25 protein-coding genes are annotated in these 24616 nt (G+C 32.9%); 2 read left to right on the top strand and 23 right to left on the bottom strand.

All coding sequences use genetic code 11. From position 1 onward, the window contains the following. The first annotated feature begins 38 nt into the window (after window positions 1-38). Together porX and BCF58_RS02855 are read left to right on the top strand one after the other, a co-directional pair. Entirely contained in the window at window positions 39-1583 is a 1545-nt protein-coding gene (porX, locus tag BCF58_RS02860) for a T9SS response regulator signal transducer PorX (protein WP_121460276.1), read from the top strand. Window positions 1584-1665: 82 nt separating this feature from the next. After that, window positions 1666-2430 carry an exodeoxyribonuclease III gene (locus tag BCF58_RS02855; protein ID WP_121460275.1) on the top strand — a complete coding sequence of 255 codons (765 nt, stop codon included), beginning with the start codon at window positions 1666-1668 and terminating at the stop codon, window positions 2428-2430. Between the two features lie 57 nt (window positions 2431-2487). On the opposite strand, the gene BCF58_RS02850 is transcribed toward BCF58_RS02855, so the two are convergent. From BCF58_RS02850 to BCF58_RS02740, 23 genes are all read right to left on the bottom strand, one after another. Next, the gene (locus tag BCF58_RS02850) at window positions 2488-2859 is read right to left on the bottom strand and encodes a septal ring lytic transglycosylase RlpA family protein (RefSeq protein ID WP_121460274.1); all 372 of its coding nucleotides are present in this window, start codon (window positions 2857-2859) and stop codon (window positions 2488-2490) included. Window positions 2860-3180: 321 nt separating this feature from the next. Continuing rightward, window positions 3181-4482, bottom strand: coding sequence for a 30S ribosomal protein S12 methylthiotransferase RimO (gene rimO / locus BCF58_RS02845; RefSeq protein ID WP_121460273.1), 1302 nt, complete (start codon window positions 4480-4482; stop codon window positions 3181-3183). A gap of 92 nt (window positions 4483-4574) precedes the next feature. Then, a complete protein-coding gene (gene rfbC / locus BCF58_RS02840; RefSeq protein WP_121460272.1) occupies window positions 4575-5120 on the bottom strand; it encodes a dTDP-4-dehydrorhamnose 3,5-epimerase in 546 nt (181 codons plus the stop codon). A gap of 12 nt (window positions 5121-5132) precedes the next feature. Further along, window positions 5133-6098 (bottom strand): MraY family glycosyltransferase, encoded by a 966-nt coding sequence (locus BCF58_RS02835; RefSeq protein ID WP_228434714.1) that lies wholly within the window; start codon window positions 6096-6098, stop codon window positions 5133-5135. Further along, window positions 6095-6991: an NAD-dependent epimerase/dehydratase family protein gene (locus tag BCF58_RS02830; RefSeq protein WP_121460271.1), complete on the bottom strand. Its 897-nt coding sequence runs from the start codon at window positions 6989-6991 to the stop codon at window positions 6095-6097. The genes BCF58_RS02835 and BCF58_RS02830 overlap by 4 nt, the downstream gene beginning before the upstream one ends. After that, the gene (locus BCF58_RS02825; protein WP_228434713.1) at window positions 6988-8199 is read right to left on the bottom strand and encodes a glycosyltransferase family 4 protein; all 1212 of its coding nucleotides are present in this window, start codon (window positions 8197-8199) and stop codon (window positions 6988-6990) included. Before BCF58_RS02825 ends, BCF58_RS02830 begins: the two co-directional genes overlap by 4 nt. Then, window positions 8196-9332 (bottom strand): non-hydrolyzing UDP-N-acetylglucosamine 2-epimerase, encoded by a 1137-nt coding sequence (gene wecB, locus BCF58_RS02820; RefSeq protein ID WP_121461029.1) that lies wholly within the window; start codon window positions 9330-9332, stop codon window positions 8196-8198. Before wecB ends, BCF58_RS02825 begins: the two co-directional genes overlap by 4 nt. Next, window positions 9280-10494 carry an O-antigen ligase family protein gene (locus BCF58_RS02815; RefSeq protein WP_121460269.1) on the bottom strand — a complete coding sequence of 405 codons (1215 nt, stop codon included), beginning with the start codon at window positions 10492-10494 and terminating at the stop codon, window positions 9280-9282. Before BCF58_RS02815 ends, wecB begins: the two co-directional genes overlap by 53 nt. Then, window positions 10495-11613 carry a polysaccharide biosynthesis C-terminal domain-containing protein gene (locus BCF58_RS02810; RefSeq protein WP_121460268.1) on the bottom strand — a complete coding sequence of 373 codons (1119 nt, stop codon included), beginning with the start codon at window positions 11611-11613 and terminating at the stop codon, window positions 10495-10497. A gap of 2 nt (window positions 11614-11615) precedes the next feature. Beyond that, window positions 11616-12032, bottom strand: a complete 417-nt coding sequence (locus tag BCF58_RS02805) for a WxcM-like domain-containing protein (RefSeq protein WP_121460267.1) — start codon at window positions 12030-12032, stop codon at window positions 11616-11618. Window positions 12033-12034: 2 nt separating this feature from the next. After that, complete coding sequence (locus tag BCF58_RS02800; protein WP_121461028.1) at window positions 12035-13069, bottom strand: polysaccharide biosynthesis protein; 1035 nt, start codon at window positions 13067-13069, stop codon at window positions 12035-12037. Between the two features lie 7 nt (window positions 13070-13076). Next, entirely contained in the window at window positions 13077-13835 is a 759-nt protein-coding gene (locus BCF58_RS02795; RefSeq protein ID WP_121460266.1) for an AglZ/HisF2 family acetamidino modification protein, read from the bottom strand. A gap of 6 nt (window positions 13836-13841) precedes the next feature. Beyond that, the gene (hisH, locus tag BCF58_RS02790; RefSeq protein ID WP_121460265.1) at window positions 13842-14456 is read right to left on the bottom strand and encodes an imidazole glycerol phosphate synthase subunit HisH; all 615 of its coding nucleotides are present in this window, start codon (window positions 14454-14456) and stop codon (window positions 13842-13844) included. After that, window positions 14453-15598, bottom strand: coding sequence for an N-acetyl sugar amidotransferase (locus BCF58_RS02785; RefSeq protein WP_121460264.1), 1146 nt, complete (start codon window positions 15596-15598; stop codon window positions 14453-14455). The genes hisH and BCF58_RS02785 overlap by 4 nt, the downstream gene beginning before the upstream one ends. A 44-nt stretch (window positions 15599-15642) precedes the next feature. After that, on the bottom strand, window positions 15643-16602 hold the full coding sequence (locus tag BCF58_RS02780) for a hypothetical protein (protein ID WP_121460263.1): 960 nt from the start codon (window positions 16600-16602) through the stop codon (window positions 15643-15645). Window positions 16603-16613: 11 nt separating this feature from the next. Further along, the gene (locus BCF58_RS02775; RefSeq protein ID WP_121460262.1) at window positions 16614-17723 is read right to left on the bottom strand and encodes a glycosyltransferase family 4 protein; all 1110 of its coding nucleotides are present in this window, start codon (window positions 17721-17723) and stop codon (window positions 16614-16616) included. A gap of 48 nt (window positions 17724-17771) precedes the next feature. Further along, window positions 17772-18470: an FkbM family methyltransferase gene (locus BCF58_RS02770; RefSeq protein ID WP_121460261.1), complete on the bottom strand. Its 699-nt coding sequence runs from the start codon at window positions 18468-18470 to the stop codon at window positions 17772-17774. Window positions 18471-18496: 26 nt separating this feature from the next. Beyond that, the gene (locus tag BCF58_RS02765; protein WP_121460260.1) at window positions 18497-19627 is read right to left on the bottom strand and encodes a glycosyltransferase family 4 protein; all 1131 of its coding nucleotides are present in this window, start codon (window positions 19625-19627) and stop codon (window positions 18497-18499) included. Next, window positions 19618-20757, bottom strand: a complete 1140-nt coding sequence (locus BCF58_RS02760) for an O-antigen ligase family protein (protein ID WP_147462011.1) — start codon at window positions 20755-20757, stop codon at window positions 19618-19620. The genes BCF58_RS02765 and BCF58_RS02760 overlap by 10 nt, the downstream gene beginning before the upstream one ends. 99 nt (window positions 20758-20856) lie before the next feature. Next, complete coding sequence (locus tag BCF58_RS02755) at window positions 20857-22062, bottom strand: glycosyltransferase family 2 protein (protein ID WP_121460258.1); 1206 nt, start codon at window positions 22060-22062, stop codon at window positions 20857-20859. Between the two features lie 16 nt (window positions 22063-22078). Next, window positions 22079-23575 carry an oligosaccharide flippase family protein gene (locus tag BCF58_RS02750; protein WP_121460257.1) on the bottom strand — a complete coding sequence of 499 codons (1497 nt, stop codon included), beginning with the start codon at window positions 23573-23575 and terminating at the stop codon, window positions 22079-22081. A 5-nt stretch (window positions 23576-23580) separates the two neighbouring features. Beyond that, on the bottom strand, window positions 23581-24090 hold the full coding sequence (locus BCF58_RS02745) for an acyltransferase (RefSeq protein WP_121460256.1): 510 nt from the start codon (window positions 24088-24090) through the stop codon (window positions 23581-23583). A 17-nt stretch (window positions 24091-24107) separates the two neighbouring features. Continuing rightward, window positions 24108-24605, bottom strand: a complete 498-nt coding sequence (locus BCF58_RS02740) for a GNAT family N-acetyltransferase (protein ID WP_121460255.1) — start codon at window positions 24603-24605, stop codon at window positions 24108-24110. Window positions 24606-24616 lie beyond the last annotated feature (11 nt).

Raw genomic sequence — 24616 nt, 5'->3', positions numbered from 1 at the left:
CAACATTTTGATGCAATAACCATGTAAAAAAATAAATTATGTCGGAAAAGATATTATGGATAGATGATGAAATAGATTTACTCAAACCTCATATCGTATTCTTAGAAAAAAAGGGTTATCATGTAACTCCTGTCAACAATGTGAATGAAGCTTTGGATCTTATAGATTCCGAGAAGTTTGCCTTGACTCTTATTGATGAAAATATGCCCGGAATTTCCGGATTGGAAGCCATTCCCATGATCAAGGAAAAAGATAATTCTTTAAAAATCGTAATGGTCACTAAAAGTGAGGAAGAACATATTATGGAAGAAGCAATCGGATCTCAGATTGCAGACTATATCCTTAAGCCGGTAAATCCTAACCAGATTTTATTATCATTAAAGAAAAACCTTCAGGAGGATGACCTTGTGGAACAAAAAACCATTCTACAGTATCAGCAGGAATTCAGAAGCCTTTCTTTAGAGTTGTCCTATTTAAGGACATATCAGGACTGGGCTGAATATTACAAAAAGATTCTGAACTGGGAAATCAAATTTGACAAGGTTACAGATAATGAGTTTGCTGATCTTTTGCAGTCTCAGAAAGAAGAAGCGAATATCCAGTTCGCCAAATTCATTGAAAACAATTATGAAGAATGGCTTCATGGTTCTGAAAAGCCTCATATGAGCCATACCCTTTTCAAAGAAAAAGTAAAACCCGAGGTGGAAAATGAAAAGGTTCTCCTGCTCATGATCGATAATCTTCGCTATGATCAGTGGAAAGTAATTGAGCCTTTATTTACCAAGTATTACAACAAAATTTCAGAGGATTATTACTACAGTATTCTTCCCACGGCAACTCAATATGCAAGAAATTCATTTTTTGCGGGCTTAATGCCATCTGAAATTGAAAAACGCTTCCCGGACAAATGGTTCAATGACAATGAGGAAGGCAATAAAAATGAATACGAACGTGATTTTCTGGAAGACCAGATGAAAAGAATCGGCCTGGGTTCAAAATCAATGAAATATCTGAAGGTATTGAATGCTGATTTTGAAAAGAAGATTTATGATGACTTTAATCAGCATAAGAATAACGACCTGTTGGTGATTGTATATAATTTCATCGATATTCTCTCTCATGCGAAAACAGATAATCATATCGTGGACCAATTGATTCGGGATGATAAAACGTTCAGATCATTAACTCTCAACTGGTTTGAAAATTCGTCCCTATTAAAGATCATAAAAGCAGCAGCAGAAAACGGCTATAAGCTTGTGATTACAACAGACCACGGAACAGTGTACGTAAAAAAACCGAGCAAAGTGGTGGGAGACAGAGAGACCTCTACCAATATCCGTTACAAAACGGGTAAAAGTTTAACGTATGATGATAGTGATGTATGGGCTATTACCAATCCTGAAAAACTGTTTTTACCAAAAGGAAACCTAAGCTCAAAATATATCTTTGCAAAAAGCAATATTTTCCTGGCTTATCCTAAGAATTATAATCATTTTGTAAACTACTATAAAGAAACTTACCAACATGGAGGAATTTCATTGGAAGAATGTATAATTCCATTCAGTATTTTAGAACCCAAGTAGTTTTTTTCATAGTTTATTTAATTTGGGTCCGGGCGGAAAAAATCATTGATTTTTTCCGCTTGTTTTTTAATATTTTTGGAATATGAAACTTATTACTTATAACGTTAACGGAATCAGGGCAGCATTTACCAAAGATTTTTTAGGCTGGCTGTCTACTGCTGATCCCGATATTATCTGCATTCAGGAAAGCAAAGCCGGAAATGACCAGATAGATATTGAAAGTCTTGAAAAATTAGGATATCACAGCTATTGGCATTCTGCTATAAGAAAAGGCTACAGTGGCGTGGGTATAGCATCAAAAACAAAGCCTCTTCATGTAGAATACGGATGTGGAATTGAGAGCTATGATAATGAAGGAAGAATCATCCGTGCCGATTTCGACGGATATTCGGTGATTTCTGTCTATGTTCCTTCAGCTTCCAATATTGAGAGGTTAGGATTTAAAATGCAGTTTTGCCATGATTTCCTGGAGTATATTAAAAATTTAAAGAAAACGATTCCTCATCTTATTATTTCCGGAGATTTTAATATTTGTCATCAGGCCATTGACATCCATGATCCTGTACGCCTGAAAAACGTATCCGGCTTTTTACCGATGGAAAGGGAATGGATGACTAATTTCATCGAAGAATGTGAGCTGATCGATAGTTTCCGTTTTTTTAATAACGAACCGGACCACTATACCTGGTGGAGCTACCGCCAAAACTCAAGAGCCAAAAATAAAGGATGGAGGTTGGACTATAACTTTACTTCCTATTCTTTAAAAGATAAGCTTTCCAGAGCTGTTATTTTAAAGGAAGCAGCTCATTCCGACCATTGCCCCGCCTTAGTGGAATTGAATGTATAAAAAAGCTCCGGCTGATCTTCGATCAGCCGGAGCTTTAATTTAATTTAAATCATAAATTTAATCGACAATTTCATATTCCACCGGAATGGTACCATGATCGGTATTTCCGATTTCATTGAACGCAGCTTTAGAAATATCTAATGCTCTTGATGAATGGAAAGGTCCTCTATCATTAATCTTCACAATTACCTCTTTACCATTCTTCATATTGGTCACTTTAATCATAGTGCCAAAAGGAAGCGTTCTGTTTGCAGCAGTAAATTTTGAATTATCAAAAATCTCTCCGCTTGCAGTTTTTCTACCATTAAACTTATCGTGGTAGTACGATGCATAACTTGTTTTTTTCGCATCTGTGGCATTATTCTTGAAAGAATAAACACCAAGGGTTGAAATCATCATTATGATTACGAGAATGAATCTTTTCATCATTTTGAATTTTATTGGTTTCGACGGAGCAAATGTATCATGATACTTCTAAACTCCCCAATCAGTTTGTTAAAATATGTTAATAAAAACTAAACATTAAGTTAAAAAAACTTGTAACCTTCTATGAACAGGGTATTTAGAACCCAGTGTTAAAAAATGTTAAAAAACAAGTTAAAAAGTTAACATAATTAACTAATTTAAGCATAATTTAATTAACACACAGAATACAACATATTGAAAATCAATAAAATAACCTTTTATTAAGAATTCAAATTTGAGCATAAAAAAACCAATGAAATACTCATTGGTTTTTATTGTATTTTTTTAAACAAGTTCGCCATATAAATCAAACTCTTCCGCAGAAGTAATCTTTACCATCGCAAATTCACCAATAGAAATATAGGTATTATCGGCAGAAACCAATACAGTATTATCCACATCAGGAGAATCATATTCTGTCCTTCCGATAAAGTAATTACCTTCTTTTCTGTCAAAAACACATTTAAATGTTTTTCCTATTTTTTCTTGGTTTTTTTCCCATGAAATCTGAGACTGTAACTCCATAATTTCTTCGACCCTTGCCTCTTTCACCTCCTGCGGAATATCATCTTCCAACACATAAGCGGTTGTATTTTCTTCATGAGAATAAGTAAAACACCCTAATCTGTCAAACTTCTGTTCTTTTACCCAATCTTTAAGCTCTTGGAATCTTTCTTCTGTTTCACCAGGATAGCCAACAATTAAAGTGGTCCTGATTGCCATATCCGGAACTTTTTCTCTGAATTTGGCCAAAAGAGCATCCGTTTTTTCATGAGTTGTTCCTCTTTTCATGGATTTAAGCAAATCTGAATTGATATGCTGGAGCGGAATGTCTATATAGTTGCAGACTTTAGGTTCTTCACGGATGATATCTAATACATCTTCCGGAAAGCCACTAGGAAATGCATAATGAAGTCGGATCCATTCAATTCCTTCAACTTTTACAAGTTCTTTTAATAAATCTCCGAGTGCACGTTTTTTATAGATGTCCAGTCCGTAATAAGTAAGATCCTGTGCGATCAGGATCAATTCTTTGGTTCCGGCTTTCGCCAGCTTCTGAGCTTCTTTCACTAATTTCTCTATAGGTGTGGAAACGTGTCCGCCTCTCATCAATGGGATTGCGCAAAAAGAACACGGTCTGTCGCATCCTTCTGATATTTTCAGATAGGCGTAATGCTTTGGCGTCGTGGTAAGTCTTTCTCCAACCAACTCATGCTTATAATCTGCACCAAGATGCTTTAATAATACAGGAAGATCTCTTGTCCCGAAGTATTGATCAACATCCGGGATCTCTTTTATCAAATCCGGTTTGTATCTTTCGGAAAGACATCCGGTAACAAAAACCTTTTCCACTTCCCCTCTGTTTTTAGCCTCTACATAATCAAGGATGGTATTGATAGATTCTTCTTTAGCGTTATCTATAAATCCGCAGGTATTGATCACCACAATATCCCCTCTGTCTTCATGAACAACCTCTTTACCATTAGCTTTAAGCTGACTCATTAACACTTCGGAATCATAAACATTTTTAGAGCAACCCAGAGTTACAATATTGATTTTCTTCTTACCTACAGATTTTGTGCGCATCTTTTTGATTTTGAATCTGCAAAGATACGAAATATTGAAGAGTATAAAATCAAAAAAATAAAACCACTTTAATAAGTGGTTTCCATATCTATTTAAAAGTTTTTCTCCTTAAACGTAGGAGCATTCCGATCTTTTTCCGAGAGAATCATATCCTTTTCATCAACTTTCCAATCTATTCCAAGTTCCTGATCATTAAATTTCACACTTCCTTCCGAGTCTTTATCATAAAAATTATCACATTTATAAGCAAATACGGCTGTTTCACTTAAAACGGAGAAGCCGTGTCCGAAACCTCTTGGAATATATAGCTGAAGTTTATTTTCTGCTGTAAGTTCTATCCCCACCCATTGACCAAATGTAGGTGAATCTTCTCTTAAGTCCACCGCAACATCCCAAACCGAACCTTCCAAACAGGAAACCAGTTTTGCTTGGGCATGTTCTCCTTTCTGTAAATGTAACCCCCGCACTACTCCATAAGAAGATTTTGAAATATTATCCTGAACAAAATGGCCGTTCATTCCTGTAAGCTCTTCAAATTTCTTTTCATTAAATTTTTCAAAGAAATAACCTCTGTCATCTTCAAAAATAGTGGGTTCTATGATATAGCAATCTTTAAGCGGGGTTTCTTTAACTTTCATAGTAAAATTCAGTTACAGGTTATATTGTTTTTTTAAGGTCCACTTTAATCCTAAATAAAGTCCCCCAACAGGAATAAAAATAATTAAAATAGCCATCCATACCGGAAATTCCGAATGAATCAAAAATGCATTGATAATCAATTGAAATAAAGCATACACAAAACTAATTAATAAATGTGAAACTTTTTTTTCGTTAGCAAAAAGCTGATATAAATGCCTTCTATGTGCTTCAAAAATATTTTCTTTCAATAGAATTCTCTCAATAATAGTTAACACTACCTCCATCCCATAGATTGATAATAGCAAAATATATTTATAGTCACCGGTTTGCATAATCAATAAAGTAATAAGGCCTATTACCCAGAAACCAATTCCCATACTCCCCACATCTCCAGCAAAACATTTTGCTTTTTTTCTAAAATTGAAAAATAAAAATACCAAAGAAGCGAGAATAGGATAATATATAAAGCTATTATCCGTAAACTGAACGATTTCTCTATTAATATAGCTTAGTGAAGATAATGCAGTCAGACTATAAAGGCCTGTCATTCCATTAATGCCATCCATAAAGTTATAAGCGTTAAGGGTTCCTATAATGAGAATAAATAATATAGGCCAAACCCAATACGGCATCAAATTAAAAGCTCCGGTAAAGTATAACAGTAAGATAACGGAAACAAAATGAACGGAAAGTCTTATCTTGCTTGAAAGGTTCCTGATATCATCAATAAAGCTTATCGAACAAATTGCCAGAAGTCCCAATCCAAAGGACCAATATTGGTTAACTGCATCATGCAGATGAAATAAACAAAAAACAATAAAAGCGATAGGAAAAATAATTCCTCCACCTCTAAGTGTAATCTGTGTGTGAGCACTTCTATGATTAGGCTTATCAATAATATTATATTTATCCGCTATTTTAAAATAAATCAGAATTGAAATAAACAAAATAAGGATTACTGCAATATATTCCATCATTGGTTTTGAAAACTTTTAATTGTTTTTATTAATCCTTCTGTGGCTGAAACGGGAAGGCGTTCGATATCTAAAGCTTTTTTAATTTTATGATTAGAAACTCTGTAACTTTCAGTAAGTTTTTTTAACCTTTCTGAATTCAATGGTAATCTGATAATATCTCCTAGTTTTGCTCCTAAAGAAATAATTCCGGAAGGTATTTTCAGCAGTCTGCTTTTTTTGCCAGAAGCATCCCCAATAATTTTTATCAAATCATTAGTTGAAATGAACTCATCATCTGCAAAATTATAAACTCCTGAAGGAATACTTTTATTTTCAAGGATCTGTAACATTAAGAAATTAAGATTATCTATACTTAAAAATGATCTGCTGTTCTCAAAAGAAGCTAATGGCCATGGAATTCCTTTTTCAACAACTTTATATAAGAGATTCAGGTTACCTTTATTTCCCGGGCCATGAATCATACATGGACGGATAATAAAAAGCCTTTTATTTTCCGGAAGCTTTTGCGCTGACAAATATTTTTCTGCTAAAAGCTTCGATTTTCCATAAGGAGTTTTAGGATTCGAGATGTGCTCTTCATCCAAAATCTCCTCTACGATATCTGCTGTAGCTTTAACGCTACTGAAATAAATAAAATCCCTAATATCTGATTTTAAAAATTCATTAAATAATTTTTTAGTGAGATCGGTATTAATAGTGTAATATTCTTCTTCAGCAGATGTGTTGGCCGTATCATGTGCTTTACCTGCAAGATGAATGATGGCATTAGCCTCATGATCAAGATACCATTCCTTTCTCAAAGAAAGGCCACAAACTTCATATTTGTTTTCTTTTAAATATCGGGATAGATTTTGTCCGACAAATCCTGAAGCTCCTGTGATTACAATTTTCATTTTTTTGAGATTATTTTTTCAAGATTTGAGATACATTCTTCCATTCTAAAGTTTTTCTCGTAGAAAGTTTTTCCATTCATTCCCATCTTATCCAGCTCTTCTTTACTTTTTTGAGAAGCGGTTTCTATCTCATACGCCAGCTTTTCACTATCTCCCGCAGGAACAGTGAATCCGCATTCAGCTTCTTTAATATTTTCTGATCCTTCTCCATTCAACATAGCCATGATTGGTTTTCCGGAACTCATATAGGCCTGAACTTTTGCCGGAACAGTTAAATTAAATATAGGATCATCTTTAAGACTTACCAATAATAAATCGGCCTGATTAAAAAAAGATGCCATGGCTTCTACAGGAAATCTTCCTAAGGTATATACTGTTTCCTGAAGATTGTGTTCTTTTATAAAATCCTGAACGAAAGGCATTTTTCTTCCATCACCTACCAATATGAATTTAATGTTCTCTTTTTCCTTTAGTTTTAAAGCTGCATTCATTATGTTTTCCATATCCTGCGCTTCACCGATATTCCCAGCAAACATTACTTTAAACCCTTCAGGAATTTCCGGAATCGGATAGTTTAGATCACCCGAAGAAATGGTGTCTTCAGCCCAATTGGGGAAATATTCAATTTTGTTATTAAAATCTCCCTTTTCTAATATCGACTTTCTAAAACCTTTGGAAGTGATAAGGATCTTCTCAGATTCCCGGTAAAAATGCTGAACCATTTTGGTGAAAAAGTTCAAAATCATTTTATTTTTCACTCCTCCAGCAATCTCTAAACTTTCGGGCCAAAGGTCCATTACCCAAAAATAAACGGGCGTTTTCTGGTGCTTTTTTACCGTAAGTGCCGGATAGAACTGAGTAATTGGAGATGGCTCATGAACAATAACCGCATCAAATTTTTGAGAAGCCGATAACTTTCTTGCTTTCAATGATGCAAAAAATGCCCAACTAAAATAGTTAAGAAACAATCTAATTCCTCCTCCCTTTCCTCTTGGGAGTAGAAGAGCTCTAATGATTTTCACTCCATTGATTATTTCGTGTCTTTTTTTGAAAAAACCATAACCATCATATATTTCCCCTTCCGGATAATTGGGTATTCCCGTTAAGACAGTAACATCGTGACCTCTTTTTTGAAGTTCAAAGGCCATGTCATTACTTTTAAAATTTTCTGGGTAAAAATATTGGGTTACAATTAATATTTTCATCATTTTTTACTCCAAACTACTCGATTGACATAATCCGTATAGCTTAAAATGATTCTTACCACTTTTTCAGAGACATTTGGCATTGAATAGTCGGCTACAGGCCTGTAGTTTCTTTCCTTACCTGTTGTCTGCTGCTGAAGCTGAACCAATCCCTGTAAAATTCTTTCAGGAGACAAACCAACCATCATTACAGAACCTTCTTCCATTGATTCTGGTCTTTCATGTGCTTCTCTGATATTTAAAGCTCTGAAGTTCAATATTGATGATTCTTCAGAAATGGTTCCTGAATCTGATAAAACAGCATAACTTCTCATCTGAAGTGCATTATAATCATGGAAACCTAAAGGTTTCAGGAACTGAATTTCCGGCCTTACCTGTACTTGTTTTTTATCAATCATGTTTCTGGTTCTCGGGTGAGTGGAAACAATGATCGGATACCCAAATTTTTCAGCAATAGCGTTAAGGCTTTCTATTAATCCATTGAAGTTTTTTTCGGAATTTATATTTTCTTCCCTGTGAGAAGACACTACAAAATATTTACCTTCTTCTAAATTAAGCCTTTTTAAAACGTCTGAGCTTTCTATTTGAGGCAAGTAATGATTTAAAACCTCAAACATAGGAGAGCCTGTTTTAATAATCCTATCTGCAGGAAGACCTTCTCTCAAAAGATACTCTCTTGCAATATCAGAATATGTTAAATTGATATCTGCTGTATGATCAACAATTTTACGGTTGGTTTCTTCCGGAACTCTTTGGTCAAAACATCTGTTTCCAGCTTCCATATGGAAAATAGGAATTTGTCTTTTCTTCGCCGGAATGGCACAAAGACAAGAGTTGGTATCTCCCAGAACCAAAAATGCTTCAGGTTGTAATTCTTCAAGAAGCGGATCGATTTTGATCAGAATATTTCCTACTGTTTCCGTAGCCGTTTTTCCTGCTGCTTCAAGAAAATAATCCGGCTTACGTAACCCCAGATCCTCAAAAAAAATCTGATTGAGTTCATAATCGTAGTTTTGACCTGTATGGACAATAATATGTTCTACTGCTTCAGAAGCATCTAAAGCAGATAATACTTTCGACAATCTAATGATCTCCGGTCGTGTTCCCACGACTGTCATTACTTTTAATTTTTTCATCATAACAAAATAAAATAATAGATATAAATAGAGCTGAAAAATGCCAAAACTCCATATTAGCAAAAATACAATATGAGGTTTGGACAAGAACTAAATATTGAACAAAAAATAAAAAAAAGGGTAAATAGTATGTATTCTCTTTAATATAATTTACCCTGAACTTTTTCAGATCTTTAAAATAAAGAAATAATAATATAAGCCCTATAAGCCCCATGCTCATTAAAATTTCGACAAAAACATTATGCGGATACATGCCATCTTCAAACAAGGTTCTTCCTCCAAAGAAGATATTGTTACTGAAAACATCCCATCCTTTCAATAGATAATACCCTCTTCCTGATGCATTTCCTTCAAATATTCCAGCATAAACCCTTTCAATAAATTGAAAATCAACAGAAAGGTGTTTCAAATAATAGATTCCACCTAAAAAGATAAGTATAAATATCAACAAGGTAAACCAATATTTGATTTTATTGAGATATAATAAAAGGATAAGTAAAATAATAAATCCCGCCAACAAGGGACTTCTAGCGGATGAAATCAATATTGTAAATATTCCCAATAAAACTCCGATTATTGACTTAATTTTTTCTTGGGGGGGATGGAAATAACAAAATATGGAAATTATGATCAAAGACAATCCATAATGGCCTGTGCTAATATAATAACTGGTAAATATCCCGCTTGAAGCATTATAATAGTGACTAATTAATATTACATATAAAAAACTAATTCCTAAGATAACTAATAAAAAATTAAAAATCAGAGGAATAAGATCATTAATTATTTTTTTTGAAAAATTTATACTTAAAAGAGCAAAAATGGGAATAAGATTCAGACATATAATTCGTATATAAATTGAATATTCCTGTTTACCTGTGTTTTCAAAAAAGGTATAATTATGAAAACTATAAAAAGTTTTAATTAAATAAAATATCCAAAAAACACCTACAGAAAAAAAGGTTACCTTTCTTTTTTTTACATTATCCCAATTTAAATATATGATATAGAGACTTAAGAAAAATATAATTACCCTAAAGGGAACTGAAAAATATTGATTAAGAGTATTAAACGGGAGCGCAAATGAATAGAAAAATATGTAACCAAAGGTTACAAAAAAAGTAAAATAAAGCTCAATATTATATTTTTTTAATAATTCCATTTAAACTTCTAAAAAATAAGTGTCTGAGTCTTCAGGATTAAAAGTTTCATTAATCCAAAAAATTGTATATAAATCTTCTTCCCCAATATTTTTAATATTATGGGTGTACCAGATAGGCATATCTACATAAGCAGGCTCATTACCATCAAGGTAAAAATTTAACACTTCATCTGTATCAATTTTTCTCAACTGTATCAATGCTTTTCCTTTAATTACAGTAAATCTTTCAATTTTTCTTGTATGAAAATGATTTCCTCTCGTGATACCTGCAACAGTAGTTGAAAATGAGCATTGTCCTCCAATGCCCAATCTTATAATTTCTATAAAGGCACCTCTCGAATCTTTACATTCATTAAGTTTTACGGGATAATATTCTTTTAAATTAAAATAGCTTCTGAAAGTATTGAATAAATTAAGTTCAAAAGTATCTTTAATTTCAGGGATTTCACCTTTTTCAAAATAAATGTCTTTATAATTTTGAAGTTTAATTAAAATCTCTGAAACTTTTTTAAGTGAAGTATGTGATACATAATACACCTCTTGCCCCTTTTCCTGTTCAATTTGATTGATGATTTTTTTGGCGAGTTCTGATACATAAATCAGCTTTATTTCACCATCATTATCGATAATAGGAGTCTCTCCATGGGTAAGTTGATAACAAAAAGTGGCGATAAAAGAGTTATAATTAGGTTTTCCGAAAGGCCCGAAAACATTAGGAATTATCAATCCTGTAAATTTTCCGCCATTCTGATGTGCCCAATTTGCTAAAATTTCTCTGCCTTGTTTTTTCGATTTTCCGTATAAATTATCCTTTTCCTCTTGTGATGAAGACGAAAAAATAACATGAGCTTTTGAATTTGTCCTCTTTAAGGAATCCACAAGCACATTCACAAGTTCAAGATTTTTTGAATAAATAATTTCAGGATCAGAATGTCTGTTTAAAGCAGCCAAATGTACAATAGCATCGCATTGTTTCACAAAGTTATCAAGCAGCTCTTTATTTTCAAAAAAATGTTTATCAAAGTTTATTATTTTATAACGGTCTGGCTGTAATCTCAACATATTGACAAGGTGTGAGCCTATAAAACCATTATTTCCTGTAATACCAATTGCAATCATAATTAAATTACAAAATAATCTATTGGAAATTTATATTCATCATCAATTTCGTGAAGCCGATAATCTGACATTATCATCAGCTTGGAATTGTCTTCAATTGCCTGAATTGAACTGGCATATCCAGGGGGGATATACAATACATCCATTTTTTCAGCAGTGATAATAAAGTTTAGTTTTTTACATTGCTGTCCTGGCTTTTCCCAATTGTCAACCTTAATCAGATTAATACTAAATGCTCCTGAAGCAGCAATATACCATCTTTTTTCGATTTTATGTCCCTGCCAACCACGAACAAAATTCTTATCGATGTTCTCGATACTGTATATCCTTTTTGTTTCAGAAACATCGAAATCATTATTAAACATAACTTTTCCTCTATTATCTGAGAATAACTTTCCAGGAATAAGTTTAGCCTCCATTATTAATCAGGATATTGCATTATATCTTCTCCTAAAACTTCTTTTCTTATCAATGGAAGTTTTAGGAGAAGTTTTTTCATTCCTTCAACATCCTGCTGCTGAGTATTATGTGAATGATAATCTTCTATTTTAGATATATCTTCCACACCTTCAGAAAAATACTGTGCATAATTAAGATCCCTATTATCTGCAGGTATTCTGTAAAAGTCGCCCATATCTTGTGCTTTCAACATTTCTTCACGGGTACAAAGAGTTTCGTATAGTTTCTCTCCATGACGGGTACCAATAACTTTTATAGGATTATCTGCATTAAACATTTCTTTTAATGCCTGGGCCAGATCTCCTATAGTTCCTGCAGGAGCTTTATTAACAAATAAATCACCCGGATTTCCATGTTCAAATGCAAATAATACCAAATCTACAGCCTCTTCCAACGACATTAAAAAACGAGTCATACTGGGATCTGTTATGGTGATGGGGTCCCCATTTTTAATCTGCTTTACAAACAAAGGAATTACTGATCCTCTGGAGGCCATTACATTTCCATATCTCGTGAGACAAACTACTGTATCTTCTAAATTTCTGGATGCAGCTACTGCAACTTTTTCCATCATTGCCTTAGAAATTCCCATTGCATTAATGGGATATGCCGCTTTATCAGTGCTTAAACAAATTACTTTTTTAACGTTATTTTTGGCAGCGGCATTGATTACATTTTGTGTTCCTTCAACATTTGTTTTTACGGCCTGCATAGGGAAAAATTCGCACGAAGGCACTTGCTTAAGTGCAGCAGCATGAAAAACAAAATCTACACCTCTCATAGCAGGTTCAATACTATTATAATCGCGTACATCTCCAATATAAAACTTCAGTTTATCATTTTTAAACTGATTTCTCATATCATCCTGTTTTTTTTCATCACGCGAAAAAATACGAATCTCTTTAAAGTGATCTGTATTAATAAATTTTCTTAATACTGCGGTTCCAAATGAACCAGTACCGCCTGTAATCAGGAGTGTCTTATCTTTTATTTGCATATTTCTTTTAAAATAATTCTTTTTTCTCATCCTTTGCAGGATAATTAATTAATACGGCTTTATAAACCCCTTTAAAAACAAACAGGCTTCCTGCAGCCACACCTATAATCCCGTGCTTTTTGATAACCTGTTTAATATCATTTAAAGATCCTGCTCCTCCTAATACTGTGAGCGGAAGAGAGATTCTTTCTCTAATTTTTTCAATCAGTCCCATATCAAAACCTTTCATTACTCCATCCTGGTCTATGGAGTTAATGATAATCTCACCTGCTCCCAATCTCTGGGCTTCTTCTACAAATTTAAAAGGATTTATTCCGGTAGATTTTTTTCCGTTATGGGTATACACTTCATATCCTCCAAATAACTTCTTTTTTACATCCAGAACTACGATTACACTTTGGGCTCCTACTCTTTCTGCAATTTTGGTAATAAGCTCAGGGTTTTGGATCACTGCCGAAGAAAGTGCTATTTTTTCTATTCCAAGTCCGAAAATTCTTTGTGCCTGTTCTACGGTTTTAACTCCGCCTCCATAGCAAAGTGGCATTCTAGATTGGTTAGCAATTCTTTCAATCAGGCTATAATTTGGTTCCAGACCTTTAGCCGTAGCATCAATATCAAAAATGGCAAGCTCGTCAACTTCCTTTTCATTAAAAATTTTTACAGCATTGATCGGGTCTCCTACATATTTAGGATTTTTGAAATTTACTGTTTTTACAAGTCCGTTATCCTGGATCAAAAGACTGGGTATAATTCTTGGCCTTAACATTGGTGTTTAAAGTTTTGCAAAATTATGTAGTAAAATTTCACCATAATGATGGCTTTTTTCGGGGTGGAACTGTATTCCGTATTTATTCTCGTGATGGGCTGCAGAAGCAAACTCACCTCCATATTCGGTTACCGCCATGATGTCTTCTGCATTATTACAATGAAAATAATACGTATGAAGGAAGTAGAAAATAGAGTCATTTTCTAATCCTTTAAACAATTCAATATCTTTCACGGGCTTTACATCATTCCATCCCATGTGAGGAAGTCTTGTCACCTGATTGATTTTCGTTTCATCAAATTTCTTTACTGTAGCATCGATCCATTTCAAACCTTCCAATTTGCCCTCATCACTATTATTGGCCATCATTTGCATTCCAACACAGATCCCAATAACGGGTATCTTTTTATCTAGTACCAAATCATCCAGTTTGTCCCTCATTCCTGAGTTATTCAGTTGAGTCATAGCATGATCAAAATGTCCAACACCGGGAAGAATCAGTTTTTGTGCATCTTCAAGATCTTCTTTTGTCTTGGCTATTTTTACAGGAACATCTACTCTTTTGTATACATTTACAAAAGCATTAATATTACCAACCCCGTAATCTATAATTGTTATCATCTGAATAATCTCTTTTCTAATCCTAATTTCTGCATTGCTTGGGCACCAAGCTTGATAATACCCATTTTGTTTTTGTAGTCTTTGTATGTTTTATTCTCGCCTTCAAAGATCTGTTGTAATTCTTCTGTTGTCAAATCCAATTTATTAGCAACATATTCAAACTCTTTCTGAAGGAATTCTTCAGATAATTCTGGCCTTGAAACCCTATCTAATGCTTCTTCGCGGGTCATTTGTCCTGTTAAGATAAGTGATGAGAAATGTGCTTTTCTTTTCTGATAGCCAAATTTTCTTGGCAACCAGTAATCTTCATAGAATCTGGTAAACCTGGATTCATGGTGTTTATGCTGGAAAGGTTCCCAATCGAATTTTTCCTTCAAAAGATTTTCGGCATCTTTTTTCACATACGGTACAAGATTTAATGGTTTGAAAACTTCCATTCCATAAATGTATTTGTAATAGATTTTATACGACAAAATATCGACCAGAGGAAATGTTTTCAATTCTTTTTTACCAAATTTTCTGTGAATATCTTTAACCAAGGTAACATCAATTCCCGGAAAACCGCCCCATTCTTCAGGCTCTCTACAACATTCGGTAGAAAAATTACCTCCGGTAAGTACGTAGTTGATTTTATGCTTTCTGGCAAATTTATATAAGGCAGAGAAAAAAGCATAATCCTGTGGTAAATCCTGATCAGAAATCTGAGATTTTAAAAATGCAACCTGCAAATCTTTCATTTCTTCCCAATTGATTACCTCGGTATAGAGGTCCAGGTTTAACCCGTTAATCAATTTTTCTATATTTCCAACGGCTTTATCTGTATTCCATCCAGCATCTACGTGGAAAATCAAAGGACGGATTCCCATTATTTCCTTAGCGACATAAGCGGCATAGGAACTGTCTAACCCTCCACTTAACCCGATAATGCAATCAAAATCTTTATTTTTTGATGTTTTTTTTATCCTTTCGGCAATTTTCATCAATTCGTCATAACCTCTTTCATCTGTATGCCAGTTGGGTTCTATATTTTCTTTAAAATTTGTAAAATAATCGCTTTCGCCTTTCTCATTAAAAACAATATTAGGATCTGTAGTATCCATAATTGTTTTAGTACAAATTTGGTATGGTCTTGTTGTATTCATATAATTTTGCAAATATACAAATGCTAATTTTAATAGTTCTTTAATTATTTTTTATTCCAGTTCTGAATAATCTCAGAAGCTTTTTTTGATAAATTCCTGCCGTTGAAGTCTAAATAATCTTTCTTGCTTCCTCTATATTCGTTGGTAATATTAGGGGCATCGGCTCTTCCATAGAAAAAGTCATCGGCTCCCCACCACACAATTCCGTCAACATGTTTTTTATTTACCTCTATTGAAGTGATGTCTGCAATATATTTCCCCCATTTGCTAGCATTCATCTGCTTCCAGCCAACTTTAGCATTACTGGGATGATATCTATGTAAAACAAACGGAAAGACCGGCTTTTTATATTTCATAGAAAGAGAAAGACTATTTTCAATATTCTTTTCAATATAGTTATCATTTCCTATACTTTTGATCATATCCACATCTTCATCATAAAACATATACATTGAAGGGTAAAAAACATCTACTTCTTTTAATAGAGCAGCTATTTTATCATTTTTCTTAAAATAACCAGTATATATTTCCCAAAAAGTAGTAAATGGTATTGCGTAAAATCCCCATTTTATCAATGGTCTTTCCTGCTTACATATTTTAATGATTTGGATGAAAAAAGCCAGGGATTTTTTAAATTCAGGGTCATTTGCATCTTTATCTCTTATCAGTTCAATATAAGGTGATTCCAGATTGATATACGCATATCCTAATTTCTTGGCATCTGGGAAAATTTGTTGTATTTTACTTCTTAGTTTTACTGAATCTACTATAAACTTATCTTTTGAGAAAAAACAGCTTTCGTCAACAAAATCAATTTGTTCAAAACCATAAGTATTGAATTGTTTTTGAGCATCCTTACTGAGCACTCCCAGCTGATACAAAACTTTAATATTCTGCAGTGTACCCTGCAGTTCTTCTTTCTCATTTCTATTTTTCTGAGAATTGCACGATATACTTATAAATAAACAAAAAACTAAATTAACGAAGATTTTTTTCACTGCCATCTCTTTAATTACTATTTTGAATTATGCCTATACTGATCAGAAAATATTTTCAAAAGCTTTTCCTGATAAATACTCGTTCTATATTTTGCTAAAGCCTCATCTCGATTATGAAAAGCTATTTCCATAAGTCTTTCTTTTTCAGAAATAAGATTTTTTAATGCTCCTGCCAAGGAAGAAATAGATTTTTTCTCCACTCTTAGTCCATTCACGTTATCTTCAAAAATATAAGGTATTCCACTATGATTGCTCGTAATAACTACACATCCAGTAGCATATCCTTCCAGTATACTTATAGGCTGACCTTCAAAAGGATAGTAGGTTGGTAAACAGAAAACGTGATTCTTACAGTATAATTTTCTTTTTTCTTCACCATCAATAAATTTCCCCAAGTACTTTAATCCTAAATTCTGATCTATTTTCTTTAAAAATTTTTTTTCACTTTCATCACTCTCAAAACCTCCTACAAAACTTATTTTTATTTTTCCCTGCTCCTCATCAGAAAGGGATAAATAAGCATCGGTCAACTCGTCATAACCTTTCCCCGGTATTAGGTTACTTAAATAAAGTATTTTAATCGGATCCAAGTTTTCGAATTTCTTTTTTATTTCTTCATCTGTAACGAACAGAAAGTCTTCCGCAAAATTGGGGACTATATGTATTTTTTCTTCAGGAATTACTTTTTTAAACGTTTCATAATTTACCGGGCCCTCAACAATTACTCCGGCAAGCTTTTTCATGAATTTTGCATTTACATTTTTTTGCCATCCTTTTTTGGAAAGAATTTCTTTCATACCTGCACCGCCAAGCATGTGAATATAAGTTTTATTCAAGTCTTTTTTGCATAAATTGTAAATCGCCAAATCTCTCATATTTCCGGCAAAGGATTCCGCTAGAGAAATATAAATAATATCATTATTATTTTTTTTCTTCTTTACCTCTTTCAAAATATTCATAATTTCAAAAAATCTTCTAAAAGAATTAGCGCCATTTTTCAGACTTGACTTGCTCAGGTTGATAATTTCTACTTCATGTTGATTAACTAAAGCATCCTGTAAAACTTTTGAGGCTTTACTTTGTCCATTTACAGGAGGTGGAATTGGTGCTATAAATAAAATTTTCATTTTTAATTTTCAGATATATCTTAATATTTCTTGTTATAAGATTTATATTTATTTTATTTTAATGAATGAGAGCTCTTCCATACTATCAGATACACCAAATAGTTTATAGCCATACTGTTCTAAAACACTTAGAAGTTTTTGTGTTTTATCTTTACCATTTTCAAAAAATCTTTCATGTATTTCTATTAAAATCTGTTTTATTTCTAGCGGAGTATCAAGAATATTTTCTATTATTTTATACTCTGATCCCTCAATATCCATTTTAAGTAGATCAACAGAGGTATGGTTTAAATCCCGAATAATGTCTGAGAGACATTTCATCGGAACTTTTACTACTTTTTGTTCATTTACATTCTTCTGTTTGATAACACTTCCTGAAACATGGCTATCATTATAAGGTAGCATAAACTCTACATTTCCGCTTTTATCATCTATTCCAAAAGGAAAAAAATGAAATTGAGCCGGAAGATCAGTTTTATTTTTCACCCAATTTATTGATTTTGGAGTAGGATCAAAAGCAAACACTTCACAATCAAACTTCTTAATAATAGCCTCGTCAAAAGATATATCTTCTCCGATTCCGAAAGAATAAACAATAGATTTATTATTTAATTCATTTGAGGCGACATAAAAACCACCGTATTCGTTTCCGAACCATTGATGATCAATGGAAATATTTTTTTTTAGATTAGTAATCCTTCCTAAAGAAGCATTTATCATTGTTTTAATTTTCGTAATCTTACTCATTTGTATTTCATTTTTGTGTTTTTATCTTATGTTTTGAAAGTACTGTCTGCCATTTGCAAAAACCTTTCCACCATAACATCTACATTATAATCTTCCCTGGCAATTTTTTTCACATTCTTACTAATTGCATCAAGTTTTTCAGGTGACTGTAAAAGATCTATAATTGTTTTTGCCAAATCAGAAACATCATCTTCTTTAAAATTCTTCCCTGTTTCATTATTTGTAAAGGCTCCATATTCCGGTCCATGCATTGCTTCATTAGGATTTACTATAACAGGTAACCCATATCCAAAGGCATGAATAATACTTAATCCTACTGAAGCCGGATGTACAAATAGTTTTGAATTTAGAAAAAATGGTGCCAAATTATCTTCTTCATATACCGGCCCAACAAAGTAAATATATTTTTCTACTTCCAGTATTTTTGCGAGTTGTTTTAAATTCTCAAATTCTTCACCTCCACCTACTAAACACCAGCATATATCAGGTATTTGTGACGTAATTTCCGGCAATGCTTTGACCATTTGTTCAAATTTATTTTTAGGAACAAGTCTTGCAATTGAAAGTAAGAGTACTTTTCCTTGCAATCCTTTCTCTTTTTTCCATTGATTCAGTTTTTCCTGTGTCCAATTTTGTATTCCATCATCAATCTTTTTCTGGTCTAAACCGTTGTTCATTCCCAGTATATTTTGTTTAAAGAAGTCCCTTTTCCTCAGTATATCTACCTCTTTATCTGTATATACAAAAATATTCTTAAATTTAGATGTCCATTTTAGTCTCAACCACTCCGTATATTTATTTGCACCGAAGGAATGAGCCATTGTCCAAATTACAACTTTTTTTCTGGTAAAAGATAAGATAATCCCTAATAATATATTAGATAAAATTCTTGGATTTCCGTCAAGAAAAATAACATCCGATCTCTTGATTATTTTTTTTATCGGCAGAAACTGAAAAGCAAGTTTTTCATTTTTCAAAGAACTGCATTTTACTATATGGACTTTTTCACCATATTTATTGTGAATAGATTTTACATTTACTCCAGGGATTTTATCTTGGCAATAAACAGTAACATTTATTCCGTCTTTATTTAAAAGCCGATCATAAAAACCTTCACGATATGTAGTGATTACATTTGTAATTATGGCTATTTCCATCCAATAAAACTTTTCCTAAATAAAATAAAATGATAAACTAACAATACAGTAAGAGTCTGATCCTGATAAAATGCTCCTGAAACCATACTAGACGAAATCTGTTGAACTAAGATCAGGCTTATCCAGAAATGCGGATGATCATCATGAATATTTTTATAACAGCATTTCAAAGCCGACCACAGTATATAAGCCATCATTATTCCTCCTATGATTCCCAAAGCAATCAATGAATCCAGTATAATGTTATGGGCATAGGCATATTCTCCATTCTTATTAAAAATCGCAAACTGATCCCCTATAAAAGGATGTTCATAGAATACTTTGAGAGCAGCATCATGCAATAAGCTTCTTTCATCGGGGCCGCTTCCGCTGATGGTTTCTCTCAGCCTGATCTCAATCACCGGAGAGATATCTCCCATTAATGACAATATGGGATCCTGAAGAAGATAAATGACCAATAATAATATCATCGAAATACCAACACCGGTCATAATATTCTTACCCTTCGAAAAGAACCAGAAAAAAACAACCACTAAAAACGAAAGAATGGGCCCGCGGCTTCCTGAACGCAGTAAACTGTATACAGATAATATCAGCACCAATATAATCCCTATTTTCAACAGGAGCTTATGTTTTTCTTTGAGAAGCATAAACAGGGACATATACATTCCCATTACTCCCAGATTTCCATATGAGATGGTATTCAGGGCAACATTGGCATCGGCTCGATATTCATTGTCCGTATTACTGATCAACGCCTGGTTGGAGAATAACGTTATAGTCAAAATAACAATAATGGATATATAAACGACATGAAGCGCTTTGTTTAAATCAATATATTTAAAGCTTTTGATCGTAGAAACCAAAGCTGCCATACATATTCCGAAAACGTACAGCCAGAGCTGGGAAGTACTTTGAATAAGGTAATCTGTCCTCAAAAAATTATCAGAGAATATCCTTACAATAAGTGCAAGCCAGTAAATAATCAGGACAACAAGCGGCAGCGATTTGAAATCCGATATATTCCTGATGTTGATATAGATAACGGCAAGCATGATGGCGAGTGCCAAAGCTCGGTAAGGTACTGTAATTGCCCTGGAAATATTCTCAAAATCCGAGGTTGAAGGCAAAAATATGGTTGTTACCAACTGGTATCCTATAATACACAGGATAAAACTTAGGGTACTTAAAAAGATATTTATTTTATGCGTTGCCAAATTAATATACAATTAGAATTTCGGAAGGTTGTTATTTAAATATTGTTTTCCATTCTTATTATAAAACTCCAAAATCTGTTTATCATTCAATTCCGCGACTTCCTGTATATTTTGTTTTTTAAAAATCCTTTTGGTATTTTTCTCAGGAAGGATGTATTGCAGATTCGCGGAAAGATGAAACCTGATTCTTTTAGCCCATATCAAACAATAATTGAATAATATCGTCAATTTTGAAATGCTCTGGTTTTCTTTCATTGTTTTTACAATTCTATCCTTAAATGGTACATCAAAAACTAAACATGTTGCGTAAAGGTAATTAAAATTCAAAGTCTTTAACTCATCGGAAAGTCCCAGTCTTTTAAGAGCCTGAATCACCGATTCGGCATATATAGTATAGCCTGACCAATAAAATGGAACTTCCGGAGTCCACTTATCAGCAGTATCTGACGGCAAATGCTTTATATTTCTAATTTCGCCGAAATGTTTTCCGGCAGCTCCTTGTCCACCAGTACTTTTTGACGAATGCCCGGACACCACAAAAGGAATATCAATAATTATAAAACGGTTGACATAATTACACAGTGCAACGGCATTAGCCATATCCGGGCTAGGGCCTGGAAAGAAAGATCCTGTTCTTTCATATATTTTTTTTAGTACCGACAATTTTACGATTCCGTGATATACTCTCGGAAGATTGATGATATCCGTTCCCCCTAATTTTAATACTTTATCAAGCAATTTTTTGGGGGTTTCTTTCACTATTTCACCTGTAATGTTGGTTTGAGTAAATTTACCTGATAGTTTGTCCCCATAAAGCCTAGAGTGAATATCCGGCCAGCTATAAGACGAGTTCAAAGGAAAAACAGCATCTATGTCTTTTTCTTTAATTTCTGAAATAAAATTTAAAATTGTTTTACTAAAGATGTCATCATCTCCAATAAAGCAAACATAATCACCGGTAGCATTATATAATGCTCTATCTGAATTCTCAATCACAGAAAGGCTTTCATGAACATAATTGTATTTAATTCTGCTATCATTTAAATCTCTTACTTTTTCATAAAAGGCTCTATGCTCTTCAATATCATCACTATTATCCTGAATAATGAGTTCAATGGAAGAGTCTGTGATAGCATTAAAATATTCGACTAAAAACCATAAATAATAGTATCTATTTTTAGTGGGTACTATTATACTTAAAATAGGGGTGTCTTTCATTTCTATGTTAGAAAATTTATTTTCTAAATTTTATTTTTTGTTGTATTATCTTCTTTTCAGCTTTGGGTACAAAGATTAAATAATTAAAGGCAAATATAATGCATGCGCCTAAACCAATAAGAATTAAAGATAAAATTCTAATATCAGAATCAAATCTTGATAAGATATAATAATAAAGAATACTTAAAGAAAAAGAAAAAAGAAGAGGGAAAACAATACTTTTAATAACAAAACTCCCAAATGGCTGAATATTAAGGAATTTTTTATTAATAAATATTAAATATAGAATTGTTATCAGCAGTTGTACCGCACAAAAAACAGCAGCTATTCCTTCAATTCCATATTTTGAAGCTACCAATATATAAAAAGGTATTGTAATCAAAATACTTAGTAATCCCAACTTATTATTAAGGGTCGTATATCCGTTTGCAATAGCCATATTATAAGGGATTACGGCAAAAGCCATAAATGAATATGCAAATGCCATTATACTTAAAATAATATAATTGTTCTCTGCTATTTGAGAGTTTCCGGTCCAAATCCAAATCAGATCCTTTGAAAATACTGCTAGTACACTTGAAAAAGTACTTATGATAATGGATGTAAAAAGACTGGAAGACTTATATACAGAAATTATCTCTTGGTTGGCTTTTGAAGAAAACAATGAAGTGAACTTTGGGAGTAACGCCATCGAAATTGGATTAATAATTACTACAATTCCCATTGCTAATGAGATAGCTAATGAATAATTTCCCAGCTGCTCGATCGGAAAAAGTTTACTGATAACAAATTTGTCCAGCTGTGTATTAACTCCCGATACTAGAGAAATTAAGAGCATTCCTCCTGCAAATTTGTAAACACTTTTTAGAATTTCCTTATCCACCGATAGATTGATCCTAAATTTACTATCTTCTGAAATTTCCTTAAATAAGTATATTCTATATAATATTGTAAATACAATTGTACATATCCCTTGCCAGATAAAAAAAAATTCAATACTGGGATAAAACATGATGATCAACAAAACAACTCCGTTTCGAAAAACTCCCCAGATAACCTGCAAACCGTTTGCCAGTACTTGCTTTTGAAGCCCTAAAAGCCCACCCATGTAAAATCTCAAAAGCATTTGTAATGCTGTATCAATACTAATAATCTTAATGAGGTATGAGATATTATTCCCGGATTTGATATTCAACCAATTATTAGCAATAAAAGAGGAAGAAAAAAAGACTGTGACAATAACTAAAAGTGTTATTATCAGATAAATGGATTCCAATGAAAAAAAAACTCTTTTTTTATGACTCAGATCATGATCAGTCCTGGCAAATTCTCTTGATAATGTTGATGTCAGTCCTGAATCAAGGATCGCCATAAAGCCAGCAATAACAATAGTAAAGCTGATGATGGAGTAGTTTTCAAAACCTAAGTATTTTATATATAACGGTATAAATAAAAAGGTGGATAAGATACTCCAAAATCTCCCAAAAAAATTAGCAATAATATTTTTAAACATATTTATTAGCCTAATCTGGTTTTTATAACTTTTGCAGGAACTCCTGCAGCAATACTATATTCCGGTATACTTTTGTTCACAAAAGAATTGGCCCCTATAATACTTCCCTTACCTATTGTAACTCCCATAGCAATTGTTGTATTAGCGGCAATCCAGACGTCATCTTCAATGTAGATCGGACTTTCAACATTTCCCTGCTCTCTCATGGACAGTTCTATTTTTTTTGAAACATGATTGAAGGCAACTATTACCGTATTAGGAGCAATCATCACATTTTTTCCTATAAAAACACCCGCATTTTCTCCGGAAATAGATGAATTCTGGGCAACAGAACTATGATCTCCGATCTCAACTTTTCCTTTGATCCGTACATTTGGAGATATTGAACATGTTTCACTTATCCGGCATCCTTTCCTGTTATAATATTTTACTCTAAACTTACTAAACTCATCCGGAAGAAAAAGTAAAAATGAATACCAAAAGCTGTTAACAGCCAATCCTATTTTGAAAAACATAATATAAAAGTAAATTTTTAAAATGAAAAAGGTACATCAATTTGCTCATTCATAATAGTATTTGTTGAAAGCAAATAATGTTCAAAAAAAACATTTCCTATTCTTACCTTTCCATTGTATAGTTTCCATCCACATTTTTTATAGAAATCTACAAGTTCTGATTTACAAAGTAAAATTCCAGGGGTTTTCTTAACGTTTAGAAAGTAATCAACAAGCTTCATAAGCAATAATCCCAATTGTTTTCCTTTCATCTCACCATGCACACACACGCTTCCAATACCATAATAATTTTTAGAAGAGCTATCAATCTGTAATTCCAGATCTACCAAGGTTAAATATCCTATTAATCCACTGCTGTCAAATAATATTAAATGAAAATCATCGGACTTCAGATTTTCCTCTATCCATTTTTTTTGATTTTCCAACGGGTAGTTCCAATGATGCTGTTTGATCTCAATTATTTTCAATAAAAGACCTTCAGTCAATTCCGAGTGCTTAATAAAATTAAACTCCATTGTTTTGTTTA

It is taken from the genome of Chryseobacterium defluvii, from assembly GCF_003634775.1.
Taxonomy (GTDB): domain Bacteria; phylum Bacteroidota; class Bacteroidia; order Flavobacteriales; family Weeksellaceae; genus Chryseobacterium; species Chryseobacterium defluvii.
The sequence above is the reverse complement of the archived record's forward strand: the minus strand, read 5'-3'. Positions and strand labels throughout refer to the sequence as shown.